Source organism: Nocardia sp. CA-084685, assembly GCF_050955785.1.
Taxonomy (GTDB): Bacteria; Actinomycetota; Actinomycetes; order Mycobacteriales; family Mycobacteriaceae; genus Nocardia.
Window position 1 is genome coordinate 8464627 of the sequence record NZ_CP192094.1, and the last position, 23266, is coordinate 8487892.

Here is a 23266-nt window from a genome sequence, read left to right on the forward strand (position 1 = left end):
GCGTCTTCTGCAGGACGGCGTCGGCGCTGGTCAGCCCGTAGGCCGACTGCATCCACACCAGCCGGTTCACGATCGCGGCATGACTGACCGCCACACCCTTCGGACGACCGGTCGAACCCGAGGTGAAGATCACGTACGCGGTATTCGACGGGCGCAGCGGCGCACGCCGTTCCGCCTCGGTCACCGGCTCATCCGGAAGACCGAACAGGTCGAGCAGATCGATGCGCACCTGGGCGGTATCGATCTTCAGATCGTCACCGGAGGTCAGCACACAGACCGGATCGGCGGTGGCGAGGATGTATTCGGTGCGCTCGGCCGGATGATCCGGATCCAGCGGCACATACGCGCCACCGGCGACGGCCACCGCGTACATGCCTACCACCAGATCGATGGAGCGGCGCATACCGAGGGCCACATATGATTCCGGGCCGACACCGCGTTCGATCAGCCAGCGCGCCAGGCTGTAGACCCGGGCGCCGAACTCGGCGTAGGTCAGACTCGTCCCCTCGAATGTCAGCGCGGTCGCGTCCGGAGTCGCGGTGAGCTGGGCCTCGAACATCGAGACCAGCGTGGCCCCGTGAGCGGAGCCTGCGGAGCGAGCCGACAACACAGCGTCTACGTCGTGTGCGGTGTCGTTCCAGCCCGATACCACGAGCTCGCGCTCGGCGGTATCGAGCAGTTCGATATCGCCGACCGGCGCCGCCGGTTCGGTGGTGATCGCCGCGAGTACCCGCACCAGGCGATCGGCGATGCGGCGCACCGTCGGCTCGTCGAACAGGTCGCGCAGGTAGCCCGCGCGAATCCGCAACTGGGAGTCCAACTGCGCGATCAGGGTCAACGGATAGTGCGTGGCATCTGCGGCCTGCATATCGACCACGGCCATGCCATCGATATCGGCGGCCTGCGCCCGGATGCCCTCGGCATCGACCGGGTAGGACTCGAAGACCACCAGCGTGTCGAACAGCCCGCCGATACCGGCGGCGGACTGGATATCGGCCAGGCCGACGTAGTGGTGATCGAGCAGATCCGCCTGCTCGCCCTGGGTCCGGGTGAGCAACTGCTGCACCGATTCCGACGGATCGAAGCGCACCCGCACCGGGACGGTATTGATGAACAGACCGACCATCGATTCGACGCCGGACAGCTGCGCCGGACGGCCGGACACCGTGGTACCGAAGAGCACATCGTCACGGCTGGTCATCCGGCCGATGAGAACGCCCCAGGCGACCTGCAGCACGGTATTCGGCGTGACGCCGAGCGAGGCCGCCAGTGCGGTGAGGCGCGCGGTCGCCTGCTCGTCCAGCTCGAAGGAGTACTCGCCGGACAGCGCGGTGATCTCGCGCCCGGCATCAGGACGCGACAGCAGCGTCGGTTCACTGACACCGCGCAGTGCGGTGCTCCACGCGGCCACCGAAGCCGCATGATCCTGCTGCCGGGTCCATTCCAGGAAGTGCCGGTAGGAGCGCGCCGCGGGCAGCACATTGGCATCGGCGTGCGCCGCGTACAGCACCAGCAGATCTCGCATGAGCAGCGGCATGGACCAGCCGTCGAGCAGGATGTGATGGTTCGCGACCACGAACTGCCAACGGTCTGTGTCGATGTGGATCAGCGTGAAGCGGACCAGCGGCGGCTCGGTCAGATCGAAGCGCTGCATGCGATCGGCGGCAATGATATCGGCGGCCTCGCCGGATTCGGTCCGGTCGTGCTCGGCCCAGGCCATCCGGGCGCTGTCGAGAACGACCTGCACCGGGTTGCCGTCGTTATCGGTGACGAATGCGGTGCGCAGGTTCTCATAGCGATCCACCAGAGCCTGTGCGGCCGAACGCAATCGGGTCGCATCCACCCGGCCGGTGAGCGTCAGCACGGCCTGCGCGGTGTAGACGTCCACCGAGGTGGCGGCCAGGCGCGCGTGGAACAGCAGACCGGCCTGCAGTGCCGACAGCGGCCAGATATCGGCCAGTGCCGGGTAGCGCTGCTCCCAGTTGTCGATATCGCGCTGGGTCGAGCGCACCAGCGAGAAGTCGGACGGGGTGTGCCCACCAGCGCCATTCGAATTGGCGTGCCGGGCAACCGCTTCCAGTGCGGTGGTCCACAGCTCGCCGAATTCGCGGACCTGCGCGGCATCGAGCAGGGTGCTCGGATAGCCGATATTGGCGGTCAGCTTGTCGCCGACCACGATGGCATTGATATCCAGCGGCGCCATCGCGGGCATATCCGCGTCGTAGGCGCCACCGAGCGCACCGAGTTCGGCGGCCGGGATCCAGCCGAAGCCGCGCAGCGCCTCGGGCACATCGCCCTCGGAGACGCGGCCCAGGTAATTGAAGCTCACCTGGCCCGGCTGTTCGACGGGCAGTTCCGAGGCGGTTGCCTCGTTCATGTAGCGCAGCAGGCCGTAGCCGATGCCCTTGTCCGGCACCGCGAGCAACTGCTCCTTGACCGCCTTGACGGCCTTGCCGAGCGCAGGACCACCGGCCAGCGCGGCATCGATATCGATGCCGGACAGGTCGAAGCGGACCGGGAAGATCGCGGTGAACCAGCCGACGGTGCGCGAGAGATCCGCACCGGGCACGATGCCCTCTTCGCGGCCGTGGCCCTCCAGGCGGATCAGCAGCGCGTCGTCGGTGCGAGCGGTGGTGCGGCCCGCGCGCCACTTCGCGGTCGCCAGGGCGAGCGCGGTGAGCAGACCGTCGTTGACGCCGCCGTGGAACAGCGCGGGCACGGTGGTCAGCAGCGCCTTGGTGACCTCGGCGGACACCTCGACCTGCAGCTTCTCGATGCCGCCCGAGGTATCCACGGTCGGATCCAGCGCACGCACGGTCAGCAACGGATCCGCCGTAGCGACCACCGAACGCCAGTAGTCGAGTTCGGCCACCCGCTCAGCGCTTTCGGCCTCGCGCCGCAATGCGTGCGCCCAAGCCCGCATCGAGGTCGCGGGCGCGACGAGCTGCGGTTCCTGACCCGCGGTGAGCTGGCCCCAGGCGGCGACGAAGTCCGGCACCAGGATGCGCCAGGAAACACCATCCACCACGAGGTGATGGGCGGCCACGATGAGGCGACCGCCGCGGCTGCCGTCCGAGGGTTCCAGCCAGACGAACCGAATCACCACGCCCGCAGCCGGATCGAGTCGATCCAGCGTGGCATCCAGCGCGGCGGAAGCGATGTCGAACAGTCCGGCATCGTCGATATTCGCATCGAATTCGGTGCGATCGATCAGCGCGTCCACATCGACGGTGCCCGATTCGGCGGTTTCGAGGATCCAGTCGTCATCCGCGCGGTACAGCCGTGCGCGCAGCATGTCGTGGCGGTCGACCACCGCGGCAACGGTTTTCCCGATGCCAGCGCGGTCGATGCCCACCGGCAATTCGAGTGCCATGGTCTGGTTGAACCGGCCGAACGAACCCTGCCGCTGCGCCATGAACCGGACCACCGGGGTCAGCGGCATGGCGCCGATGCCGCCACCGGGCAGCTCGGCCAGCGCCGCGACGGCGGTTTCGGTGCTGTCCGCGGTTTCGGCGACCGCGGCGAGTCCGGCAACGGTGCGCTGCTCGAAGACGTGCCGCGGGCTGAAGACCACACCGCGTGCCTTGGCCCGCGAAACCAGCTGGATGGACACGATGCTGTCGCCGCCGAGGGCGAAGAACGAATCGTCGACACCGACGCGCTCGACGCCGAGCACCTCGGCGAAGACCTCGGCAATGGTGTGTTCGATCGGCGTACGCGGTGCGCGGAAGACCACCTCTGTCGCGAAGACCGGCTCCGGCAGGGCCTTACGGTCCAGCTTGCCGACCGGGGTCAGCGGGATATGGTCGATCACCATCACCGAAGACGGCACCATGTACGCGGGCAGGCGTTGCTCGACGTGCGCGGTCAGCTCGGCGACATCGATCGAATGCCCCGGTGCCGCAACCACATACGACACCAGCGAGGTCGCACCCGCCGCGCCCTTGTGGCCGATGGTGACCGCGAAATCGACGGTCTGGTGCGATGCCAGCGCCGCGTCGATCTCACCGAGTTCGATGCGGAAGCCGCGCACCTTGACCTGGAAGTCGGAGCGGCCCACATACTCGACCTCACCGGTACGAGGCCCACCCGTCGCCCGACCACCACCCCTCATGGAATCGCTGCGCGATGCAGGCACCCATCTGACCACGTCACCGGTGCGGTACATGCGCGCACCCGCGACATACGGGTTGGCCACGAAGCGTTCGGCGCTCAGTCCGGCGCGGGCGTGATAACCGCGCGCCAACTGGATGCCCGACAGATACAGCTCACCCGCGACACCCACCGGCACCGGCCGCAGCTGGGCGTCCAGGATCAGCGACTGCATACCGCGGATCGGCGCACCGATCACCACTGTGTCACCGGCCACCAGCGGATCGCTGATATTGGTCATGATGGTGGTCTCGGTCGGACCGTAACCGTTGTGGAAGCTGCGGACGGACCCGTTCTCCAGCGGCACCGCCCACTTCGCGACCAGATCCGCCGGAACCGCCTCACCGCCGGCGACCAGTACGCGCAGCGAGTCCAGGCCGGTCGGATCGAAGGTGGCCAGCGCGGCGGGGGTGATGAACGCGTGCGTAACCCGCTCGGAGCGGATCAGCTCGGACAGTTCCTCACCGCCGTACACGCCGGGCGGCGTCACCACCAGCGCACCGCCCGCGCCGACCGCGAGCAGCAGTTCCAGGATCGAGGCATCGAAGCTGGGCGAGGCGAAATGCAATGCGCGCGAACCGGAATCGAGGTCGTAGCGCACGATCTGCTCGACGCTGAAGTTCGCGAGACCGGCATGGGTGACCACCACACCCTTGGGCACACCGGTGGAGCCCGAGGTGTAGATGACGTAGGCCGGATGCGCTGGGCGCAGCGGGCGGACCCGGTCGGCGTCGGTGATCGCACCGCCGTCGAATCCGTCCAGGTCGAGTTCGTCGAGCACCAGCCAGCGCACCGAATCCGGCAGGCCGTCGCGGACCGCCGCGACGGTGAGCCCGACCGGTGAACCGGAATCGGTGACCATGTGCGCGATGCGCTCGGCCGGGTAGTTCGGGTCGACGGGCACGAATGCCGCACCCGTCTTCGATACCGCCCAAGCGGCGAACACCGAATCCGCGGACCGCGGCACGCCGACGGCGACCAGATCCTCGGTACCGATGCCCTCGGCAATGAGCAAGCGCGCCAACCGATTCGACCGCTCATCGAGGTCGCCATAGGAGACACGTGTCCCCTGGAACACCACGGCGGTCGCGTTCGGATCCATCGCGGCGGCCTCGGCCAGCAGCTCGGGCAGGGTGCGCGCGGGCACCGCGGGCGCACCGGTGCGGGCGATCAGATCGGTGCGCTCCCGCGCGTCGAGCACATCGATGGCACCGACCGTGACGGTCGGGTCGGCGGCGATGGCCTCTAGCACCCGCCGCCAACGCTGCGTGATCAGCTCGGCGGTCGACTCGTCGAACAGCTCGGTAGCGTAGGTGAGCGCCAAAGTCATTCCGGCGGAACCAGTTTCCGACAGCGTGAACTGCAGGTCGAAGCGGGCCACATTCTCGTCGAGGTCCAGTGCGGACACCGAGAGACCCGGCAATTCGAGTGCGGTGCGCTCCAGGTTCTGGAATGCGAGCATCACCTGGAACAGCGGGTTGCGCGCCTGCGAGCGTTCCGGGGCGAGCAGTTCCACCAGCCGTTCGAACGGCACGTCGGCATTGCCGAAGGCATCCAGGTCGGTCGAGCGCACCCGGTCCAGCAGCGCCGTGAACGGCTCCGACTGATCGATGCCGGTGCGCAGCACGAGGGTGTTGACGAACATGCCGACCAGATCGTCGAGCGCCTGCTCACCGCGTCCCGCGATCGGCGAACCGACGGCGATATCGTCGGTGCCCGACAGTCGGGCCAGCAGCACCGTGAGCGCGCTGTGCATGACCATGAACAGCGAGGCACCGCGTTGGCGCGCGATACCTTCCAGCGCCGCGATGAGTTCGGCGGACAGTTCGGTCTGCACCGTCGCACCGCGGTACGAGGCGATCGCGGGCCGCGGGCGGTCGGTGGGCAGCGGCAGTTCGTCCGGGACACCGTCGAGCGCGCGCTTCCAGTGCACCACCTGACGCGCCATCAGCGAAGTCGGATCATCCTCGCTGCCGAGGACTTCGCGCTGCCAGATGGCGAAGTCCGCGTACTGCACCGGCAGTGGCGCCCAGCCGGGCGCGGCGTCCTGAGCGCGCGCCGTGTAGGCCAGCATCACGTCGCGGGTCAGCGGGCCGATGGAGAAGCCGTCGGCCGCGATGTGGTGCACCACGACGACCAGCACATGCTCGTCGGCACCGGCGGCGAAGAGCCTGGTCCGCAGCGGAACCTGTTCGGACACATCGAAGCCGGTGGTCACGAATTCGGTGACCACCGCGGTCAGCTCGGCCGGATCGACCGAAACCGGCTGCAGGTCGAGCGCGATCGCGTCGGCGGGCACGATCACCTGGACCGGGGTGCCGCCGTGCTCCGGGTAGCGGGTGCGCAGCGATTCGTGCCTGCGCACCACGTCCGCCACCGCAAGCCGCAGTGCCTCGATATCGAGCGCACCGGTCAACCGAATGGCGACGGGAAGGTTGTAGGCCGCGGATGCGGTGTCGTACTTGTTCAGGAACCACATGCGCTGCTGTGCGAACGACAGCGGCACGAGTTCGTCGGCCTTGCGCGGACGGGCGACCAGCCGGGCGCGCGCGGCGCCGTCGGCATGCGATTCCACCCGAGCCGCGAGCGCTTCCACGGTGGATGCCTCGAACAGCGCGCGCACCGGGACGGTGGTGCCCAGTGCCGCGCCGATACGGGCGACGACCCTGGTCGCGATGAGCGAGTTGCCGCCGAGGTCGAAGAAGTCGTCGTCGACACCGACCCTCGGCAGGTCGAGCACATCGGCGAAGACCGCGGCGACGGTCTCCTGGACCGGTGTCACCGGGGCGCGGAAGGCCTTGGCCTGCACCGCGGGTGCGGGCAGTGCGCGGCGGTCCAGCTTGCCGTTGACGGTCAACGGAATCCACTCGAGCCGCACCAGCGCGGCGGGCACCATGTAGGACGGCAGTCGTTGCGCCGCACCGCTGCGCACCACGTCCAGGTCCGGGATCACATCCGGTTCGGCGACCACATAGGCCACGATCCGCTGATCGCCGGGCTGATCCTCGCGCACGATGACCGCGGCCTGGGCAATGCCGGGCTGGGCCAGGATGGCGGATTCGATCTCGCCGAGTTCGATGCGGAAGCCGCGCACCTTGACCTGGTCGTCGGCGCGGCCGAGGTATTCGAGTTCGCCGAAGCGGTTCCAGCGCGCGAGGTCGCCGGAGCGGTACAGGCGGGTGCCCGCGGCCTCCGCGTCGGCGAGCGGGTTCGCGACGAAGCGGGTGGTGGTCAGGTCCGCGCGCCCGAGGTAGCCGCGGGCCAATTGCGGTCCGGCGACATACATTTCGCCCGCGACACCGACCGGAACCGGCCGCAGCCGGTTATCGAGGACGTACACGCGCAGACCCGCGATGGCACGCCCGACCACACTGCCGGAGGCGGCGGCGATGGTCGCGGCGTCCAGCGCACGGTAGGACACGTGCACCGTGGTCTCGGTGATGCCGTACATATTGACCAGCAGCGGAGCGGAGCGTCGATCGGCACCGTCGCCGTGTCGGGCGACCCAATCCGAGAGTCGACGCAGTTCCAGGGCTTCACCGCCGAACACGACGTAGCGCAAGGCCAGCGGGTCGGCATCCGGTGCGGCATTGCGATCCGCCTCGGCCAGTTGGTAGAACGCGGAGGGCGTCTGGTTGAGCACCGTCACCTGTTCCACCCGCAGCAGTTCCAGGAACTGTTCGGGCGAGCGCGAGGTGTAGTAGTCGACGACCACCAGGGTGCCGCCGAACAGCAGCGGACCCCACAGCTCCCACACCGAGAAGTCGAAGGCGTAGGAGTGGAACAGCGTCCACACATCGCGGGGGCCGAAGCCGAAGTCGCGATCGGTATTGGCGAACAGCCGCACCACATTCCGGTGCGCGACCGCCACACCCTTCGGGCGTCCGGTCGAACCGGAGGTGTAGATCACATACGCGACATTGTCCGGGGTGAGCGCCGCGATACGGTCGGCGTCGGTGATCGGGGCGTCGTCGGCGTCCTCGACATTGCCGGTCTCCACCGCGAATCCGTCGAGCACCACGGTCGCCAGCTCGTCGGGCACCGTCACCTGGACCGTGGAATCGAGGATCACGCTGGTCGGACGTGAATCCGTGAGCACGTAGGCGATGCGGTCGGCCGGGTAGGTCGGATCGACCGGCACATAGCCCGCACCGGTCTTCACCACCGCGAGCAGCGCGACCACGAGGTCGAGCGAGCGCGGCAGGATCACCGCGACCAGCGACTCGGGACCAGCACCGTCGGCGATCAGCCTGCGCGCCAAGACATTCGCGCGCCGGTCCAGCTCCGCGTACGTCAGCGATTCGATGCCGAATTTGGCCGCGGTATTGTCCGGATGCGCCGCCACCGCCTGCTCGAACAGATCGACCAGGGTGGCACCGGGGGCATTGAATCGCGCTGTGCTGTGCCGATTCCCGCCGCCCTGCGTGGTCACGCGGGCTGCCGCTTCCTGGCCCGTCGCGCGCGCCAGGCTGTCGAATCCGGAGGACACCCAGCGCTGCGACACATTGAGTCGCTCGGCCTCACCGAGCAGATCGATATCGCCGATGACGACCTCGGGATCCTCGACCACACTCTGCAGAATCCGGACCAGGCGATCGGCGAACGACGCCACCGTCTCCGGATCGAACAGTTCGGTGGCGTAGTTCCACGACAGGCCGAGCGCACCATCGGCGGTCTCACCGACGGTCAGCTGGACGTCGAATTTAGCTGTGCCAGGGTCGAATTCGACCACCGACAGTTCCACACCCGGCAGCGCGATGGTGCCCATTTCCGCGGCCGAGGCGGCCTCGAAGGTCAATGCCACCTGGAACAGCGGGTGGTGCGCCTGCGATCGCGCCGGGCTGATGACGTCGACGAGCCGCTCGAACGGCACATCGGCATTGGCGAAGGCCGCCAGATCGGTGCGGCGCACCTGCGCGAGCAGCTCGCTGAACTTGGCGCTCGGCTCGACCTCATTGCGCAGCACCAGCGTATTGACGAACATGCCGACCAGATCGTCGAGCGCGCGTTCACCGCGGCCCGCGATCGGGGTGCCGATGGCGATATCGGTGCTATTGGACAGCCGGGCCGCCCAGGCCGCCAGTGCCGCGTGCATGACCATGAAGAGCGTGACGCCGCGGGCGCGCGCGAGTTCGGCCAGTGCGGCATGCAATTCGGCATCGATCGAGAAGCCATGGGTGCCACCGGTATTGGAGGCGACCTCGGGCCGCGAGCGATCGGCGGGCAGCTCGATCTGATCGGGCAGATCGGCCAGCTGCTCGGTCCAGTACGCGAGCTGCTGTGCCGCGACCGATTCCGGATCGTCCTCGCTGCCGAGCACCGCGCGCTGCCACAGCGCGTAGTCGGCGTACTGGACTTCCAGCGGCGCCCACGTGGGCACCGCACCGCGACCGCGCTCGGTGTAGGCCAGCACCACGTCACGCAGCAGCGGACGCAGCGAGAAACCGTCACCACTGATGTGATGCATGACGAGCACCGCGACATGGGTGTGCTCATCGATGCTGAGCAGGTTGGCCCGGAACGGCACCTCGCTGGTCACATCGAAGTACACACTGGCCAGCTCGACGATGCGCGCTGGCACCGCGCCGGGGGCGATGGTCTCGGTCGCCAGCTCGAAGCGCACCTCGTCGGTGTGCAGCACATGCTGGTAACCGGTGCCTTCGACCTCCGGGTAGATGGTGCGCAACGCCTCGTGCCTGGCCAGCACATCGCCGATGGCGGCATTCAGCGCGACGATATCGACCTCGCCGGTGAGCCGCACGGCGACCGGAATGTTGTTGACCGCGGTGCGATTGTCGAAGCGGTTGAGGAACCACATCCGCTGCTGGGCCAGCGATAGCGGGACCAGCTCGGGGCGCGGCTGCGGGGTCAGCGGTGCCCGACCACCTTCGCCGGCGGCCGATTCCACCAGCGCGGCCAGTGCCGCCACATTCGAGGCCTCGAACAGCGCGCGCACCGGGATCTGGGTGTCCAGCGCCGCGCCGAGTCGTGCGGCCACCTGGGTGGCGATCAGCGAGTTGCCGCCGAGTTCGAAGAAGTCGTCGTCCAGGCCGACGCCGTGTCCGACGCCCTGCAGACCGAGTACTTCCGCGAAGGTGCCCGCGACGATCTCCTCCACCGGGGTGGTGGGCGCGCGGAATACCTTGGCCGCGAAGGTCGGTGCGGGCAGCGCCTTGCGATCCAGCTTGCCGGAGGCGTTGAGCGGGAACTCGTCGAGCACCAGGCAGGCCGCGGGCACCATGTAGGCGGGCAACTGCACGCCGAGGGTGTTCTTGACGGTCTCGATATCGATGGCCCGGTCCGGATTCGCGACCAGGTAGGCGACCAGCTGATCGCCGGTCCGCTCATCGGAGTGCACCAGCACGACCGCCTGCGCCACCGCGTCCTGGGCGGTGAGCGCCGATTCGATCTCACCGAGTTCGATGCGCAGACCGCGCAGCTTCACCTGGAAGTCGGTGCGGCCCAGGTACTCCAGTTCACCACGTGGTGTCCACATCACGAGGTCACCGGTGCGGTACATGCGCGCCGCGGCACCGAACGGGTTCGCGATGAATCGTTCGGTGGTCAGGTCCGGGCGGCCGACATAGCCGTGCGCCAACTGCGCGCCCGCCAGATACAGCTCACCCGGGACGCCCGCCGGCACCGGACGCAACCGCGAATCCAGCACGTAGACCTGGGTGTTGAACACCGGGGCGCCGATCGGCACCGAGCTGATATCGGCATCGGTCACCTCGTGGAAGGTGACGTCGACCGCGGCCTCGGTCGGGCCGTACAGATTGTGCAAACGCGCGCCGGTCAGCTGCCGAAGGCGCTGCGCGGCCCCGGCGGGCAGCGCCTCACCGGAGGCGAAAACATTACGCAGACTCCTGCATTCGGCCGCGCGGTCCTCGGCGACGAACACCGAGAGCATGGACGGCACGAAGTGCACCGTGGTGACCTGCTCGTCGACGATGAGCCGCGCCATATAGGCCGGATCGCGGTGGCCGTCCGGCTTGGCGACGACCAGGCGTGCGCCGACCTGTAGCGGCCAGAAGAACTCCCACACCGATACGTCGAAGGTCGCCGGAGTCTTCTGCAGCACAACGTCTTCGGCGGACAGACCGTATTCGGCGTGCATCCACACCAGGCGGTTGACGATCGCGGCGTGCGAGACCGCGACACCCTTGGGCCGGCCGGTCGAACCCGAGGTGAAGATCACGTACGCGGTATTGCCCGGACGCAGCGGCCGATGCCGATCCGCGTCGGTCAGCGGTTCATCCGAGAACTCCGACAGGTCGAGTTCATCGATGCGGACCTGGCGCGACACCGTGGTCTCCAGATCGGTGCCCGCGGTCAGCACACAGACCGGCCGTGCGGTCTCCAGGATGTAATCGATGCGCTCGGCCGGATGATCCGGATCCAGCGGCACGTAGGCGCCACCGGCGGCATTGATCGCGTACATACCGACGACCAGCTCGATCGAGCGCCGCATGCCAAGGGCCACATACGATTCCGGGCCGACCCCGTTCTGCTTGAGCCAGCGCGCCAAACGGTGCACCCGGGCGGCGAACTCGGCATAGGACAGAGTTGTCCCCTCGTAGCTGACCGCGTAGGCGTCCGGGGTGCGCAGCACCTGCGCCTCGAACAGCGAAACCAAGGTGGCGGCCGCATCGCCGACCGGGGAGGTCAGCGCCGCGTCCACCGGGAATTCGGTCTCGTTCCACCGGTCGAGCACCTGGGCCCGCTCGGTATCGTCGAGCAGATCGATATCGCCGACCACGATCGCCGGCGCGGCGGTGATTCCGTGCAGCACCCGGACGAACCGCTCGGCGAACGCCTGCGCGAACCGATCGTCGAAAAGATCGATGGCATAGACGAGTTCGGCGGCCATCTCCGATTCCTCGCCCTCGCTCAGCGTGAGCTGCAGGTCGACCTTGGCCGTCGGCGGATCGATGCCGAGTTCGGAAACCGCGAGTCCGGGCAGCTCCAGCGAGGTGCGCCCGAGGTTCTGGAAAGACAGCATCACCTGGAACAGCGGATGCCGCGCCTGCGAACGGGCCGGGTTGAGCACCTCGACCAGCCGCTCGAACGGCACATCGGCATGTGCGAAGGCCTGCAGATCGCGTTCGCGCACCTGGGCGAGCAGATCGGTGAACGCTTGGGTCGGATCGATCTGGGTGCGCAGCACCAAGGTGTTGACGAACATGCCGACCAGGTCGTCGAGGACCTGCTCACCACGACCGGCCACCGGGATGCCGATGGCGATGTCATCCGAACCGCTCAGCCGCGCGAGCAGGGTCGCGAATGCGCTGTGCACCACCATGAACAGCGTGGTGTTGTGCTCGTGCGCGACACGGTTCAGCGCCTCCACGAGTGCACCGGGCAGCTGGAATCGGTGCGTACGCGCTTGATACGACGCGACGACCGGCCGCGGCTTGGGCGACAGGCGCAGTTCCTCCGGCAGTCCGGCCAGGGTTTCGCGCCAGTAGCCGAGCTGTTCGGAGATCAGCGAGGTCGGATCGTCCTCGGAGCCGAGAGTTTCGCGCTGCCACAGTGCGTAATCCACGTACTGCACCGCCAATGGCGGCCACACCGGCGCGGATTCCGAACTGCGCGCGATATAGGCCGACATCAGATCGCGGACCAGCGGACGCATCGAGAAGCCGTCGGCAGCGATGTGATGCACCACGACCGCGAGCACATGGTTCTGCGTGTTGTCGCGCCACTTCTTACTACTCAGCGGCGCACGCTCTACCTGGTAGAGCCGAATCCGCAGCACGGATTCGGTGGTGATATCGAAACCGCGACCGATGAATTCGTAAAGGGCACTGCCCAATTCGCTTTCGGCGACGGGGACGATCTCCAGCTCCGGAATCGCCTGCGCGGCCGGAAGCACCTGCTGGTAGGCGACGCCCTCATGGGACGGGTAGATCGTGCGCAGCGATTCGTGCCGGGTGATCACATCGGCGATGGCGCCACGCAGGGCGGGCAGATCCAGATGCCCGTGCAGGCGCACCGCCGCCGGAATATTATCGGCAGCCGAATCGGCGTCGAAGCGGTTGAGGAACCACATCCGCTGCTGGGCCAGCGACAGCGGCGGATACTCCGGTCGCGGGCGCACGGTCAGCGCTTGGCGGGCGCCGGCCCCGGCACTGGCCTCCACGCGCGCGGCGAGTGCGGCGACGGTCGGCGCCTCGAACAGCAGTCGCACCGGAACCTGGGTATTCAGTGCCGCACCGAGCCGCGCCACCACCTGGGTCGCGACCAGCGAGTTGCCACCGAGATCGAAGAAGTTGTCGTCGATGCCGATGCGCTCGTGGCTGAGCACATCGCTGAAGATGTCGACGACGATCTCTTCGATCGGGGTCGACGGTGCGCGGAATTCCTTGGCCTCGAAGACCGGCTCGGGCAGCGCGCGGCGATCCAGCTTGCCGTTGGGGTTCAACGGCATCGCGTCGAGCACCACGATCGCGGCGGGGACCATATAGGACGGCAGCTGCTCGGTCAGGTGCGCGCGCAGCTCGTCGAGGTCGACCGCGCCCCCGCTGGCGGGCACCACATAGGCGACCAGCTGATCACCGGTCCGCGCATCCGCGCGCACCAGCGCGACCGCCTGGGCCACCGAATCGTGTGCGGTGAGCGCGGTTTCGATCTCCCCCAGCTCGATGCGCAGACCACGCAGCTTCACCTGGAAGTCCGTGCGGCCGAGGTACACGATCGCACCGTCGGCATTGCGGGTCACCAGGTCGCCGGTGCGGTACATCCGGGATCCGGAGACGCCGAACGGGTTGGCGACGAAGCGATCCGCGGTCAGATCGGTACGCCCGAAGTAGCCGCGCGCCAACTGCGCACCGGCCAGATACAACTCACCCGCGACACCCGGCGCGACCGGATGCAGACGAGCATCGAGCACATACGCCTGGGCGTTCCAGACCGGCAGACCGATCGGCACCGCGCCGACCAGCCCCTGCGCCACCGGGCCGTGCGTCGCGTGCACCGCGAATTCGGTCGGGCCGTAGAGGTTGTAGAGCTCAGCGGAGCTGACCTTGCGAATCGCGGCGACGGTGTCACCGGTGAAGGCTTCACCCGCGACGAGCAATGCGCGCAACGATTCCAACGCCGCACCACCGGCGGCATCCACACTGCCCGCGAAGACGGTCAGCATCGATGGCACGAAGGAGGTCATCGTGACCCGTTCGGCCGCAATGACTTCCATGAGGTACCGCGGGTCGCGATGACCATCCGGGCTCGCGACGACGATCCGGCCACCGGTGCTCAACGGGCCGAACAGCTCCCACACCGACACGTCGAATGTCGCCGGAGTCTTGAACAACACGACGTCATCGGCACCGATACCGTATTCGCCGGTGATCCAACGGATCTGGTTGACGACGGCCGCGTGCGGCACCGCCACACCCTTCGGCCGACCCGTCGAACCCGACGTGAAGATCACATAGGCGGTGTTCTCCGGCCGCAGTGGCGCAATCCGCTGCTCATCGGTAACCGGCGCATCCGAGTACGCGGAGAGCTCGAGCTCATCGATGGAAAGCGTCGGCAGCCCGCCGCTTTCGAAGTCGTCGCGCGAGGTCGTCAGCACGCAGACCGGTGCCGCCGACTCGAGCACATAGCTGATCCGCTCAGTGGGCTGATCCAGGTCCAGCGGCACATAGCCACCACCGGCCTCCTGCACGGCATAGGCCGCGACCACGAGGTCGACCGAACGCCGCAGACCGAGGGCGACAAGCTTTTCCGGCCCGACACCGGCCTCGATCAGCCGCCGCGCCAACCGGTGCACGCGCGCACCGAATTCGGCATAGGTCAGGGAGGTTCCGGTCGCCGGGTCCACGATCGCGACCGCATCCGGTGTGGCCGCGGCCTGCGAGGCGAACTCGCCGACCAGGGTGAGCCCACCAGTTCGGTGAGCACCGGACCGACGCGGGGTGCGACCGGGCTGACGGCGCGGCAGCACATCGTGCTCGGTGTCGTTCCAGCCGAGGACCGCCAGTGCGGTTTCTTCATCGTCGAGCAGCTGGATATCGCCGACCGGCACGGTCGGATCGGCGATGATGGCCGCCAGAATTCGATCCAGGCGGCGCGCGAAGGCGGATACCGTGTCCTCGTCGAAAAGATCGAGGGCATAGGAGATTTCGGCCGACATACCGGCGGCCTCGCCGGATTCCTGGGTCTCCTGCAGGGTCAGCTGCAGATCGAATTTGGCCAGCCGCGCGTCGTAATCGATGCCGTTGACCGAGAGCCCGGGCAGTTCGAGGTTGGCCTGCTTGACGTTCTGGAACGCCAGCATCACCTGGAACAGCGGATTGCGCGCCTGCGAGCGGGCCGGGTTGAGAATTTCGACAAGGCGCTCGAACGGCAGATCCGCATGCGCGAACGCCTGCAGGTCGGTTTCCCGCGCCAGGGCGAGCAGATCGGCGAAACTCGCCGAACCCGCGACATCGGTGCGCAATACGAGCGTATTGACGAACATGCCGATCAGGTCGTCCAACGCGGCCTCACCACGACCGGCCGCCGGGGTGCCGATGGCGATATCGCTGGTACCGCTGGCGCGCGCCAGCAACACCGCGAGCGCACTGTGCATGACCATGAACAGCGACGAATTGTGCTTGCGGCCCAGATCGATGAGCGCACGCTGGGTCTCGGCGGAGATCACGAACGCGTAGGTACCGCCCCGGTAGGAGGCGATCGCCGGACGCGGGCGGTCCGAGGGCAGCACCAGTTCGTCGGGCAGATCCGCGAGTTGTTCGGTCCAGTATCGGATCTGGCTGGAGATCAGCGAATTCGGATCGTCCTCGGAGCCGAGCACCTCACGCTGCCACAGCGCGTAGTCCGCGTACTGCACCGGCAACGCCGCCCAAGCGGGCGACTCCCACGAGGTGCGTGCCGCGTACGCCACCATGACATCGCGCGCCAGCGGCCCCATCGACCAACCGTCGGCCGAAATATGGTGTACCACCATGCCGAGTACGAACTCGGATTCGCTGATCTCGAAAAGCCTTGCGTGCAACGGCACTTCGTCGGTGACGTCGAAGGCCATGGAGGCCAGGTCGATCAGATGCTCGACCAGGGTCTCCTCGGTGACCCGGTACGGCGTCAGATCGGGCACGATCTGCGCGGCGTCGAGCACGACCTGAACCGGACCGCTCTTGGTCTCCGGGAAGACGGTGCGCAGCGATTCGTGCCGGTCGATCACGTCGATGACCGCGACCTGCAATGCGGCGACATCGAGATCACCGGAGAGCCGGATGGCGACCGGAATGTTATTGACCGCGGAGGCGGTATCGAAGCGGTTGAGGAACCACATCCGCTGCTGCGCGAGCGACAGCGGCACTGCTTCCGGGCGTTCCCGGGCGACCAGCGCGCTGCGGGCACCCGCACCGGCGTGTGATTCCACCCGAGCCGCCAGCGCGGCCACGGTGGAGGCCTCGAACACCATCCGCACCGGCACTCGGGTATCGAGTGCGGTGCCGATGCGGGAGGCGACCTGGGTGGCGATCAGCGAGTTGCCGCCGAGGTCGAAGAAGTCGTCGTCCACGCCGACGCGCGGCAGGTCGAGCACCTCGCCGAAGATCTGGGCGACGATCTCCTCGATCGGCGTGCTCGGCGCACGGAAGGTGTGCACCTCGAAGACCGGCTTGGGCAGGGCGCGCCGATCGAGTTTGCCGTTCGCATTGAGCGGCATGGCCTCGAGCGTCACGAAAGCCGCGGGCACCATGTAGGTGGGCACCATGGCGGACAGATGCGTGCGCAGCGCGACATCGAATCCGGCTTCCGGCTCGGCCTCGGTCGGCACCACATAGGCGACCAACTGGTCGCCGAGCCTGCTGTCGGAACGGACCAGCGCGACTGCCTGCGCCACCGAAGGATGGGCGCGCAAGGCGGCTTCGATCTCGCCGAGCTCGATCCGGACACCGCGCAGTTTCACCTGGAAGTCGGTGCGACCGCTGTAGACGATCTGTCCCGCCGCATCGCGGGTCACCAGGTCACCGGTGCGGTACATGCGAGAACCGCTGGGGCCGAACGGATTCGCGACGAAGCGATCGGCCGTCATATCCGCACGTGTGAGATATCCGCGCGCCAGCTGGGGTCCCGACAGGTACAGCTCACCCGCGACACCCGGCGGCACCGGATGCAACCGCGCGTCCAGGATGTATGCCTGGGTGTTCCAGACCGGCGCACCGATCGGCACCGCGCCGCGCACCACCTCGCGGACGACCGCGTGGGTCGCGTTGACGGTGAATTCCGTTGGGCCGTAAAGGTTGATCAGGGTGATGTCGGGGCGACCGAGCTTGCGGAACGCCTCTACCGCCTCGCCGGTGAATGCCTCACCACCGACCAGCAGCATGCGCACCGAGCTCAGTGCCACCGGATCGACGGTACCGGCGAATACAGTCAGCAATGACGGCACGAACGAGGTGATGGTGACCTGTTCGGCGGCGATGACCTCGGTCAGATATTGGGTGTCGCGGTAGCCGTCGTGGGTGGCGATGACGGTCCGGCCACCGGTCAGCAAGGGCGCCAACGGCTCCCACACCGACGCGTCGAAGGTGGCGGGCGTCTTGTACAGCGCGACGTCCTCGGCGTCGATCCCGAATTCGCTGATGAGCCAGCGCATCTGGTGCACCAGCGCGGCATGCGATACGCCGACGCCCTTCGGACGCCCGGTGGAGCCCGAGGTGAAGATCGCGTACGCCAAATGCTCTGGGCGCAATGGCGAGACGCGCTCGGCATCGGTCACCGGAGTATCGGAGATCCCGGACAGATCGAGCTCGTCGACAACGAGCGACTCCATGCCCTCCGGCGCGAAGCGGTCACGAGAATTGGTCAGCACATAGGCCGGGGCCGCGGTATCGAGCACATGGGCGATGCGTTCGGCCGGCTGATCGAGATCGAGCGGCACGTAGGTGCCACCGGCCTCGAGCACCGCGTGGATCGCGATCATCAGCTCGAGCGAGCGCCGCATACCGAGCGCGACCGGTACATCCGGACCGACGCCCGCCTGGATCAGCCAGCGCGCGAGCGCGTGCACCCGAGCCCCGAACTCGGCATACGTCAGCGTCGCGGAGCGACTCGATGAGGGGTGGTGGTCGGGCGACGGGTGGGCCAGCGAAGCGCCGACGGCCGGGGTGAAGCCGTCCACGGAGCGGTCGACAACAGCGACCGCATCCGGTGTCGCGGCCGCCTGACGGATGAACAGATCGCTGACCGTCCCGGCCGCCTCGATCGCACGCGGTGTGCCATGCCAGCCGTCACGGGCCAGCTCGATCTCGCGCTCGTCGAGCAGATCGACATCGCCGACAATCGCCGCCGGATCCACGGTCACACCGCGCAGGATCCGCACCAGCCGATCGGCGAACGAGGACACCGTCGCCTGGTCGAACAGGTCGGTGGCGTAGGAGACGGCGACCGAAACGCCCGCGGGCTCGCCCTGATTGCCGCGATGTTCGGTCAGTGTCCAGAGCAGATCGAATTTGGCGATATTGACTTCGACCTCGGCCGCCGACACCGACAGTCCGGGCAGTTCCAGCGTGCCGTGCGACATCTCCTGGAACGACAGCATCACCTGGAACAGCGGATGCCGCGCCTGCGACCGCGTCGGGTTGACCACCTCGACGAGACGCTCGAACGGAACATCGCTGTACGCGAATGCCGCGAGGTCGATTTCCCTGGTGCGGGCGAGGAATTCGGTGAAGGACCGACCCGGATCGACCTCCGAGCGCAGCACGAGCGTGTTGGCGAACATGCCGATCAGGTCGTCGAGGGCCTGTTCGCCGCGTCCGGCGATGGGGGTGCCGATGGCGATATCGGTGGTGCCGGACAGCCGGGCCAGCAGCACCGCGAGCGCGGCGTGCAGCACCATGAACGGGGTCGCGCCCTCGGCACGGGCCAATGCGCTCAGCCGGGTGTGCAGTTCGGCATCGATATCGAAATTGAACTGTGCGCCGCGGAAGCTCTGCACCGGCGGACGCTGCCGATCGGTGGGCAGATCCAGCTGATCCGGCAGCCCGGCCAGCGCGTCCCGCCAGTAGGCGATCTCGCGGGCGGCCATGGAGTCGGGATCGCTTTCGGCGCCGAGCAATTCGCGCTGCCACAGGGTGTAGTCGCGGTACTGCACCGGCAGGGGTGCCCAGGCTGGCGCTTGCCCGGCCGCGCGGGCCAGGTACGCGGTCGTGACATCGCGCGCGAGCGGTCCGAACGAGACGCCGTCCGCTGCGATGTGGTGCACGACGAACGCGAGCGCGTAGTCGGCGGTGTGATCGGAGGACGCATCGGTGATCTGATACAGGCGCACCCGGATGGGCAGTTCGGTGGAGACATCGAAGCCAGCGGAGGCGAATTCGGTCAGCACCTCGAGGAGTTCGGCCGCCTCGATCGGCTGCACGGTGATGCTGAGGTCGACCTCTTCGATCGGCAGCACCTGCTGATAGGCACCGTCGCCCGAGTTGGGGAAAATGGTGCGCAGCGATTCCTGACGGGTCAGCACATCGGTGAGCGCGGCCCGCATCGCGTCGAGATCGACGCGACCGCCCAGCCGCACCACGAACGGCAGGTTGTAGGTCGGCAGCGTGGAGTCGAATTGGTTGATGAACCACATGCGCTGCTGAGCCAGCGACAGCGGCACCTGCTCGGGCAGCTCCTGGGCCACCAGGGCCGGACGTGGCCGCTCGGTGGGCGGGGCCGATTCGGCGCGTGCGGCCAGACCTGCCACGGTCGGGGTTTCGAACAGCGCGCGCACCCCGATGCGGGTGCCGAATGCCGCGCCGATCCGCGCCACCACCTGGGTGGCGACCAGCGAGTTGCCGCCAAGATCGAAGAAGTTGTCATCGATACCGATGCGTTCCTGGCTGAGCACATCGGCGAAGATGGCCGCCACGATCTGCTCGGCCGGGGTGCGCGGCGCGCGGAAGACAGCCGCGTCCGCACTGAATACCGGCTCCGGCAGGGCCTTGCGATCCAGCTTGCCGGAGGTGTTGAGCGGGAACGCGTCCAGCACCATGATCGCCGCGGGCACCATGTAGCTCGGCAGCTTTTCCGCGACGAACCGGGTGAGCTCGATCGGTTCGATCGACTGCCCCGGCGCGGGTACGACATAGGCGACCAGCTGCTGACCGGTCGCGGTATCGACCACGAGCACCGCGGCCTGGCTGACGGCGGGGTGAGCGAGCAGATCGGTTTCGATCTCACCGAGCTCGATGCGCTGACCACGGAATTTGACCTGGAAGTCGGTGCGGCCGATGTATTCCAGGGTGCCCGCGACACTCCAGCGCACCAGGTCACCGGTGCGGTACATGCGCTCGCCATCGGTACCGAACGGGTTGGCGACGAATCGGTCCGAGGTCAGATCCGGACGACCACGGTAACCGCGCGCCAGCTGACGTCCACCCAGATAAAGCTCACCCGGTGCGCCAACGGCCGCCGGACGCAGCCGCGAATCCAGCACGTAGACCTGGACATTCCACTCGGGAATGCCGATCGGCACCGTGACGGTGTCGGCGGCGGTGGCCTCCCAGTAGGTAACCGAGACCGCGGCCTCGGTGGGGCCGTAGAGGTTGTGCAGTCCGGCGGGAGCGGAGCCTGCGGAGCGACCGGAGAAATCAGTGGTGATCTCCCTGAATTTCGCGGCGGTCTCCGGCGGAAGCGCCTCACCGATCACGAAAACCGCACGCAGCGTGGCACATTGGGCGGCGGTGGCGTGGGCGACGAAGACCGTCAGCATGGACGGCACGAAGTCGGTGACGGTGACCTTGTGCCGCTCGATCATCTCGGCGACATACAGCGGATCGCGGTGCCCGTCCGGGGTCGCGACAACAAGTTTCGCGCCGACCATCAGCGGCAGGAAGTAACCCCACAGCGAAACGTCGAAGGTGGTCGCGGTCTTCTGCAGGTACACATCGTCAGCGGTCAGCCGGTACTCATCGAGCATCCACAGCTGCTGGTTGACGATCGCATGATGGGTTACCGCAACACCTTTCGGGCGTCCGGTCGAACCCGAGGTGTAGATCACATAGGCGGTGTTGTCCGGCCGCAGCGGTGCGAGCCGCTCCGAATCCGCCACCGGCGCAGCGTCGTACGCCGATACATCGAGAGTGTCGATCTCGACCCGGCGCACCGATTCCGGCAGCTCGAGTTCGTCGGTAGAGACGGTCAGCACACAGACCGGTGCCGCGGACTCGAGGATGTAGGCGGTGCGATCGGCGGGATGATCCGGATCGATCGGCACATACGCGCCACCGGCCTTGAGCACCGCGTGCATGCCGACGACGAGCTCGAGCGAACGTCGCATGCCAAGTGCGACAAGGGATTCCGGGCCGACACCGTCGGCGATCAGGAAGCGGGCCAGCCGGTTGACCCGCGCGGCGAATTCCGCATAGGTCAGCGTGGCGTCCTCGAAATCGAGGGCAACGTTGTCCGGGGTCAGCTGAATTTGCGCATCCAGCAGGGTCGCCAGGGTGGTTGCCGGGACGTCCTGCTCGGAGTCGTTCCACTCCGCGACGGTCAGCTCCCGCTCCGCGGCCGTGGTCAGCTCGAGGCCCCAGACCGGCGCATCCGCCTCGGCCCGCAGGAAGCGGTCGAAGAATTCGAGGAAGCGTTCGTGCTGACGCCGCGTCTCCGCCTCGGAGTACAGGTTCGGGTTCGTCTCGAAGTCGATGCGCGCGCGCGAGCCGCCCTCGGACTGATAGAAGTTGACGCCGAGATCCTCGATGCTTCCGGTGGACAGCACCACCATGGTGCCGACCATGGAGCCCATGCTGATCTTGTCCTGGAACAGCATGATGTTGATCCAAGGACCGAAGAACTCCCTGGTCACCACTCCCTCACCGGCCGCGTCGCGGCGGATGTCCTCATGCCGGTAGCGCTGGTGCCGCAGTGCGCCGGTCACCTCGACCTGGACCTGCTTGAGCACGTCGGCCACGGTGGTCTCGTGCCCGATCCGCAGCCGCAGCGGCACGATATTGGACGAGACGCCGCCGGAGCGGCGCATCACGGCGGTGGTCCGCGCGGTCACCGGCAGACTCAGGATCACGTCCTCGGAACTGGTCCACTGCGCCAGATATCCGGCGAACGCGGCGAGCAGCAACCCGGCCGGCGACGAATCATGGCGCGTCACAGCCGCGTCGAGCACCGCGTTCTGCTCGTCCGAGAGCAGCACACTGCTGAGGGTGTTGATCGGCGCAGGCCCCGCGGACCGGCCGACCAGGCTGGTGCCGTCCTCGACACCGGCGACCCGCTCGGCCCAGTACTTCTTGTCCGACTGGAACCGGGAGCTGTCCCGGTAGGCCATCTCCTGCTCGAGGAGCGTGCGCAGGTGCGCGGCATTGGCCGGTGCGGGCTCGGTGCCGTTCAACAGGGCGGTGTACCACTCGGCCACCCTGGACAGGTTGGTCACCGCGCCGAAGCCGTCCAGCACGATGTGGTGCGCGCGCAGGTACAGGTACCAGTGGTGATCGCCCACCTGCAGGCCCGCGAAGCGCAGCAGCCGATCCTCGAGCAGGTTCAGCGGGGCGCTGTACTCGGCGCGCATCCACGCCATGGCGGCGGCCTCGGGATCGTCCTCACCGCGGAAGTCGACGTAGTAGACCTTGTCCCGGTCCGGAATCGTGTAGTCGATCCACTGATACGGCTGGCCATCGATCTCGGTGATGCAGAGCATGCCGGAGCCGCGCTCCTGCCCGGAGCTGATCAGCGCCTCGCGCAGGACCTCGAGGTCGAGGTCGCCGTGCAGGTCGACGTACTGCGCGATGTTGATCGGCACCTGCGGGTCGACGTGCTGGGCGTACCAGATACCCAGCTGCGCCGGAGACAGCGGGAACGGCTCACTCGACTCCCTCGAGGCAGCGTGCGCTCGTTCGCCACCAGTTTCGCCGTTTCCGCCGAAATCCAGCCGGTCCAACCGTAACCTCGCTTCCGGAACACCACACGAGCGCTCCCCGATGAACACCGGGATGTGGACGCGCACCTAGGCCAGCGTGGGCGTCTGTGTTCCCGCGTTCAGTTCTCATCAATCAAGCAAAAAATGTTCATTGGCACTATCTGCCCGCCAGGCCGACCTTGTTACATGGGCGCGACCATGCCCGCCACCCACCGACCGGCTCCGCCGGGAAGTTCAATGCAGATCACC

Annotated in this window: 1 protein-coding gene (cut by a window edge); it reads right to left on the minus strand. The window is 67.5% G+C overall.

The features are described 5' to 3' along the window. Nucleotides 1-23038 carry the 5' portion of a non-ribosomal peptide synthase/polyketide synthase gene (locus tag ACQP2U_RS37280; RefSeq protein ID WP_433716714.1) on the minus strand. 20960 nt of this gene lie to the left of the window's left edge, so only the first 23038 of its 43998 coding nucleotides appear in the window; its start codon is at nt 23036-23038; the stop codon falls past the left edge of the window. Nucleotides 23039-23266: the final 228 nt, after the last annotated feature.